The organism is Cellulosilyticum sp. (assembly GCF_982396655.1).
Genome location: NZ_CEVXFV010000006.1, coordinates 122,494 through 128,979, shown reverse-complemented (window position 1 = coordinate 128,979; position 6,486 = coordinate 122,494). Strand labels below are relative to the sequence as shown.

Sequence of the window (6,486 nt, the reverse complement as noted above, 5' to 3'; positions counted from 1 at the left end):
CGGTGGTGTGAGAGGTCGGATAATCAATTAATGGTTATCCTCCTACTCGATTATATTAATGAAAATTATGTTGATTAACTAAAAAAAGTATGGGAAAAGTAGAGAAAAAGTAAAAAAATGGTAAAATATAATATGTTGAATTAGCAAATTAAATATTAGTTTGAAGTTTTTTTAGTGTTTAATTATATGCTAATTTTGAGAGATTAAATATGTGAGGGGAATTAGAGTATGAATCAAATTTTTTCAGCGGACCAAGTAAATCTAGGACGACAAAAGGAAATTGATTTTGCCAAGGGACTAGCAATCATTTTTATGGTGTTAGTGCATGCAGGGGAAATTTATCAAGGGTCTGCGAGGTATATGAAAGGGTTGTAGAATTTTTTGGAAGTCCTCCAGCTGCACCAGTATTTATGATAGCATTAGGTGTAGGAATTGTATATTCTAGAAGAAGTGATGGAAGGACGTTATTAAATCGAGGGGGTAAATTACTAGTACTAGGATATATACTGAATGTGTTAAGAGAGGTTATTCCTTATATGATTTTAGCAGCAAGGACAGGCGATGTAATGTATAAGCAAGCTGCATGGGAATATTTATGGGGAGCAGATATATTAGCCTTTGCAGGATTAACATTTATATTCTTTGGTTTAGTTAAACAATTTAAGATAAAGAATGAATACCTCTTTGTGATATGGTGTGGTATGGCTACTTTAAATTTAATCTTAAGAGATATTTCTTTTGAGAATAAAGTAACTAATACGATAGCAGGTCTATTTTGGGGAACAAATGATTATTCATGGTTTCCATTTCTAACATGGATCTTCTATCCTATATTAGGGTATTTCTTTGGACAGTTTCTGATAAAATGTAAGGACAAAGAGGTATTTTATCGCAGGCTTTTAGTGAGCATGGGAATGTTATCAGTACCATTATGGATTTATGCTTATATAAATAATGTTCAATTTGGTGCCTTTGGGGAACTTTATCAAGGGGCTTATTATCATCATGACCTTATGGGGAATATGATACTAGGTACATTTGCGCTATTTTGGATAAGTATTTGTTTTTACATAGTAAAAATTATACCGCAAAAAGTATATAGTATGTTTGCAAGATGGAGTAGGAATGTAGATATGATGTACTTTGTACACTATATTATATTGGGGTGGCTGATATTAGTGATTGAGATGGAAGCACAGACACCTCAAATGGTAGTAGTTATAGCTACTTGTGTCTTTATAGTAACAGATTTAATTTGTATTGGATTAAAAGGGATGTCGCAAAATAGGGCTGCCGAACAATTAATCAATTAGATTAGTAGAACATGACAAAAAGGAGATGATACGAAACTATTTTTATAGTTTCGTATCATCTCCTTCTTATTTTGTTTATAGTACATAATACAAAACGGCTAAGTAATGACAGAGGCTGCCAAGCATAACGAAGATATGGAAAATTTCATGGAAGCCAAAATCGGGTGAGATATTTGGTTTCTTGAGACCATATATAACGCCGCCGATTGTATACATCACACCACCTAATATAAGAAGTAAGAAACCACCTAGTGATAATGCATGATAAAGTGGTTTAAGCGCAAATAAGGCAATCCATCCCATACCTATATAAAAAGCTGTAGAGAGCCATCTAGGCATGTCAATCCAAATCATCTTACAAGTAATGCCTACAATTGCAAGAGTCCAAACTGTAATAATGATAAACCATTTCCAAGCACCTGTTAAGGAAAGCATAGCAAATGGAGTATAAGAACCTGCAATTAAAACGAAAATCATAGAATGGTCGAGCTTTTTGAGTCGTAAAATAACTGCATCCTTAGCTTTGACTAAATGGTAGATACCGCTTGTTGTATATAATAAAATTAGGCTGATACCGAATATAAGTACGCAAACTGTTGCTGTAGTTGTGAGTGAATGAGCCACATGGCTAAAGTTAAGTATAAATAGTGTACCGATTAGTGAAAGTAGAGCCCCAAAAAGATGAGTAAAAGCATTAACGGGTTCTCTAACATATTGTTTCATCAAATCATCTCCAATACGATTTTAAGTAGTTTTTAAAACTACTTTGTGTTATATATACAATATAGCACAAGGCAGTTAAGCTAGTCAATATAGTTAAAGAAATAATTCAACTTGATTTTTAAAAAGAGCATGTGTATTATAAAAACTATAGGGTAGGAGGGAGGTTATTATGGAAATACAGCTAATAGATGATATGATTAAATCATTAAAGTTAAATGAACTTATAGAAATAGAAAGCATTCCTAATATAGATTTATATATGGATCAAGTGATTACACTGTTTGAGGAAAAATTAGCCCATACGAAGCGTAATGAGAAAGATAAGCTACTAACTAAAACGATGATTAATAATTATGCTAAGGATAAGTTATTAATGCCCGCTAAGAAAAAGAAATATACAAAGGAGCATATCATCTTGATGATTCTTTTGTATGAAATGAAGCAAATTCTTACGATATCGGACATTAAAGAAATATTTGGAACGATTATTAAAGATGGGGAAGTAGATGCTAAGAAATTAAGTGACATTTATAAGATTTATTTAAGGATGAAAGAAAAAGGACTGAGTGCCTTTGAATCGCAGGTCAATACAATTAATAATGATTTAAAGCAAGAAATAGAGAGTATGGATATGTTAGAAGGGCAGATTCAAGACGAGACTACACAGGATATGCTTATGGCAATTCTATTAACACAAAAGGCTAACTATTATAAACGATTAGCAGAAAAGATTATTGACGAGAAAATAAAAAAATACTAATCAAGAACAAGAGGGTATCGTGAACTTATGAGTAGTTTCACGGTACTTTTTTATTTTGGACTATACTATAGATTTCACATGTATAAATTTTAGTTATTCATGATTTTGAGTCATGTGAAATCATTGAGAGAAACCTATTTACGTACATGTATATTTCAATGTTTTAGTTGGTTTCTCTATAAAATTGGAAAAAGCAATAGATATTTTTGGGACATAATACATGAAATTAAATGTTAAAAATTAATAAAAATAATTTAAATAGTACTGAAAAATTTAATATATATTGAAAGAAGAAAGTTTAAGTGTTAGAATATTATAGAAATGTTAATAAAATAACGAGCATTTTATGTGTATCTATTATAAGACAAGGGGGAATTAAATATGGCAAGATTTACTCTTCCTAGAGATCTTTATTTTGGTCCTGATGCAATCTCAGAACTTTCAAATCTTAAAGGTCATAAGAAGGCAATTGTAGTAACAGGTGGCAGTTCAATGAAGAGAGGCGGATTTCTTCAGAGAGTAGAAGATGTACTTAAAGAAACAGGTATTGAGGTCATGCTATTTGAAGGTGTAGAACCAGATCCTTCAGTAGAAACTGTTTTCCGTGGTGCAAAAGCCATGCAAGAATTTGGTCCAGATGTAATCGTTGCAATTGGCGGTGGTTCTCCAATTGATGCAGCAAAAGCAATGTGGATTTTCTACGAACATCCTGAAATGACTTTTGAACAAGCAACAGTACCTTTTGGATTACCTAAGCTTAGAAATAAAGCAATCTTCGTTGCTATTCCATCTACGAGTGGTACTGCAACAGAAGTAACGTCATTCTCAGTTATCACAAACTATAGTAATCATGTTAAATATCCATTAGCTGATTTTGAAATTACACCAGATATAGCTATTTTGGATACAAACATTCCACTTACTATGCCTAAAAAATTAACAGCACATACAGGTATGGATGCTTTAACACATGCCATTGAAGCATATGTAGCTTCAGCTCGTTCTGAGTTCTCAGATGGCTTAGCACTTAAAGCTATCTCAGATATCTATGACTGTATCGTAGCTTCTTATAATGAAGATAAAGAAGCTAGAGGTAAAATGCATATCGCACAATGTATTGCTGGTATGGCATTCTCAAATGCACTTTTAGGTATTGTACATAGTCTTGCACATAAAATTGGTGCACAATACGAAATTCCACATGGTTGCTGTAATGCAATTATGTTACCTTATGTCATTCAGTATAATGCGAAAGTTTGTCCAGAACGTTTTGCAGATATTGCAAGAGTTATGGGACTTCCAGGCAGAACTGATGCACAACTTATTAATTCATTAGTAGATGCCATTAGAACATTAAATGTAAAATTAAATATTCCTAACAGCTATAAAGAATATGGCGTTAGCGAAGATAAATTCAAAGAAACAGCTGATTTCATTGCTGAACATGCAGTAGAAGATCCATGTACAGGTTCTAATCCACGTGAAACAGATGTAGAAAACATGAAAAAAGTCCTTACATGCTGTTACTACGGCGTAGATGTTACATTCTAAATAAAAAGAGAAGAGGCCAGGTTGCACGAAAGTGCCACCTGGCTTTTTTTATGGAAAAGGTCCGTGTGGATAAGTGAGTATATATTTTGTGCCATCTCCCTCCCTCTGGTCGAAGTCGAGCTCAAAAAAGATATACTAACTTACCCACACTATGTATATGATAAAACAAAAGTGAAGGGAGGAAAACGAAAAAAGGTCGTAGAGACTATTTCCCTACGACCTTTTTTCGACGATTTATTTAACTTTGTTTTTAATGCAAAATTTAATAATTAAGCACGTTTTGATTCCTCTACAACTTTTTGTAATGCTTCTAATGCGTCAGCTGGAAGTTTATCAAATCCGCCTTTTTCTGTTTCACGAGATGCAACGAAGTTTACACGTTCTTGCATACGTTTTTGTAATTGTTCAACGTAGTTGCTATCTGAGAAGTCTGGTACGAAACCTTCAACTTCCATGATTTCGATATCGCTGAATGGTCCCCATTGTTTGAATTCTGTTTTTCCTTCAACTACAGCTTCAAGTACACCAAGAGTAACTTCTTTAGTTACTTTTTTGCCCATGAATTCTCCTGTGTTGATAATATAGCAGTCTACATTTTTCTCTGCTACTAAGTTTCTGAATGCAATGTAGTCGTTTGCAAGTGGATATGTTCTGAATGGGTTAGCATATGGTTCTACAACTAAAGCATTAGGATCTACTCCAGGAGCAAGTCTTTCAGCACTTGAACGTTTTGTAGCAAGTGTAGCACCCATTACTGAAGCAAGTTCAGCACCACTAAGTCTTACGATTGGTGGAAGTGTAGGGTCTTTCATAATCCAGAAGATAGCATTAACTGGCTCGTTGAATTTGTTTACACGGTTTGGTGACCAAAGAATTGATTTTACTGCACGCCCATTACCATTACGAACGTCTTCTGTAACAGGAACGATTTTGCCATCTTCATCAAGTGTAGCGGCACAGTTTTGAAGTGATACAAGATATTTATTGTCTTCACATGTAAGTGGATAGTCAGCTGTTTTGTCAAAGTAAGATGGTTCAAGTGCGATTGAAGAACCGTCTTCTCCAGAAATAACGAATGCATCATCATGAAGAACTGTAATATCATATTTACCATCATGACGCGCATGTGTAAGAGTTGATTTACCAGAACCTGAAAGACCAAATACACCAGCTACGAAGCTTTTACCGCCTGGTAAGTTGTAACGTTTTTGTCCGCCGTGGCAAGATGCATAGCCGTGACGGTTAGCCATAGCCCAAGCAAGTGTAAGTGTACCTTTTTTATGTTCTCCGAAGTATCTAAGACCAAGAATACAAGCACAGTTATGAGCTGTATCAAATACACAAAGTCCAAGTGGGTGATCTGGATGTGACCAATCTGGATCTGAGTAAATGTAAAGGTCGCCTTCATTATCGTATAGTTTAGACTCATTATACATTTTAGCTACTTCTTCGTTAATTACTTGGAAGTTAAGAAGCCAAGAATACATGTTATTAGCATATGTAGCAGGGATGCAAAGGTGAGCTTTTACTGTGAAATCTTTATCAAGACCTACAACAGCTTGTGCGTGGCACATTTTTTTAGTTCTACCTTGGAAAATAGCTTCACTAATTTTAAGTCTGTATTCATTAACATCTACACCAGCTTCTCCAATGATTCTACGAGCAGCAGCAGTACGTCCAGTTACAGCGCCATCGTTGAAAAGAAGAATTTTAGCGTCTTCATCGAGACCAATTAATTCTGGTTTATATACTGGCATATCTGTAACGATTGTACCAGGTGCTTCTTTTGCATATTTATAAGCTTCTTTCAAAGAGTTTACAGGAACTACATTGTTACCATAGAATGCGGTTTCGATTGTTGCACGAATTGAGTTGAAAATTGGGTTGTCTGCCCCGATTTCAGTTCTAGGGAATCTTGCTTTTGTTGCCATGAGTAAATCCTCCTTAAAAATAATTTGATTTAAGATAAATTATTATATAATATATAACCTTAACTAATACGACAAGAAATGTTAAATTTCTTACAAACTAATTATCTGATATTAGAAGTTAAAAGTCAATAAAAAACAATATAAAATTTAATAAAATTATACAATAATATAACAAAAATTAAAAACTATAATATATTCTAAAAAATAT

At 33.8% G+C, this 6,486-nt stretch carries 6 protein-coding genes; 4 read left to right on the top strand and 2 right to left on the bottom strand.

What is annotated here, in order from left to right:
* Nucleotides 1-228: 228 nt before the first annotated feature.
* Nucleotides 229-375, top strand: a complete 147-nt coding sequence (locus AC1VAQ_RS04480) for a hypothetical protein (RefSeq protein ID WP_302597084.1) — start codon at nucleotides 229-231, stop codon at nucleotides 373-375.
* A 35-nt stretch (nucleotides 376-410) separates the two neighbouring features.
* Nucleotides 411-1,313: a hypothetical protein gene (locus tag AC1VAQ_RS04475; protein ID WP_302597085.1), complete on the top strand. Its 903-nt coding sequence runs from the start codon at nucleotides 411-413 to the stop codon at nucleotides 1,311-1,313.
* 75 nt (nucleotides 1,314-1,388) lie between these two features.
* On the opposite strand, the gene trhA is transcribed toward AC1VAQ_RS04475, so the two are convergent.
* Nucleotides 1,389-2,036: a PAQR family membrane homeostasis protein TrhA gene (gene trhA / locus AC1VAQ_RS04470; protein ID WP_302597086.1), complete on the bottom strand. Its 648-nt coding sequence runs from the start codon at nucleotides 2,034-2,036 to the stop codon at nucleotides 1,389-1,391.
* 169 nt (nucleotides 2,037-2,205) lie between these two features.
* Between trhA and AC1VAQ_RS04465 the strand changes: the two genes are divergently transcribed.
* Together AC1VAQ_RS04465 and AC1VAQ_RS04460 are read left to right on the top strand one after the other, a co-directional pair.
* Nucleotides 2,206-2,796 (top strand): DUF1836 domain-containing protein, encoded by a 591-nt coding sequence (locus tag AC1VAQ_RS04465; RefSeq protein ID WP_302597087.1) that lies wholly within the window; start codon nucleotides 2,206-2,208, stop codon nucleotides 2,794-2,796.
* 381 nt (nucleotides 2,797-3,177) lie between these two features.
* Complete coding sequence (locus AC1VAQ_RS04460; protein ID WP_302597088.1) at nucleotides 3,178-4,347, top strand: iron-containing alcohol dehydrogenase; 1,170 nt, start codon at nucleotides 3,178-3,180, stop codon at nucleotides 4,345-4,347.
* Nucleotides 4,348-4,616: 269 nt separating this feature from the next.
* On the opposite strand, the gene AC1VAQ_RS04455 is transcribed toward AC1VAQ_RS04460, so the two are convergent.
* Nucleotides 4,617-6,278: a phosphoenolpyruvate carboxykinase (ATP) gene (locus AC1VAQ_RS04455; protein WP_302597089.1), complete on the bottom strand. Its 1,662-nt coding sequence runs from the start codon at nucleotides 6,276-6,278 to the stop codon at nucleotides 4,617-4,619.
* Nucleotides 6,279-6,486 lie beyond the last annotated feature (208 nt).

Coding starts and splice junctions, on each gene's coding strand:
- AC1VAQ_RS04475 (WP_302597085.1), top strand. CDS start 411: ATGATAGCATTAGGTGTAGGAATTGTATATTCTAGAAGAAGTGATGGA.
- AC1VAQ_RS04465 (WP_302597087.1), top strand. CDS start 2,206: ATGGAAATACAGCTAATAGATGATATGATTAAATCATTAAAGTTAAAT.
- trhA (WP_302597086.1), bottom strand. CDS start 2,036: ATGAAACAATATGTTAGAGAACCCGTTAATGCTTTTACTCATCTTTTT.
- AC1VAQ_RS04460 (WP_302597088.1), top strand. CDS start 3,178: ATGGCAAGATTTACTCTTCCTAGAGATCTTTATTTTGGTCCTGATGCA.
- AC1VAQ_RS04455 (WP_302597089.1), bottom strand. CDS start 6,278: ATGGCAACAAAAGCAAGATTCCCTAGAACTGAAATCGGGGCAGACAAC.
- AC1VAQ_RS04480 (WP_302597084.1), top strand. CDS start 229: ATGAATCAAATTTTTTCAGCGGACCAAGTAAATCTAGGACGACAAAAG.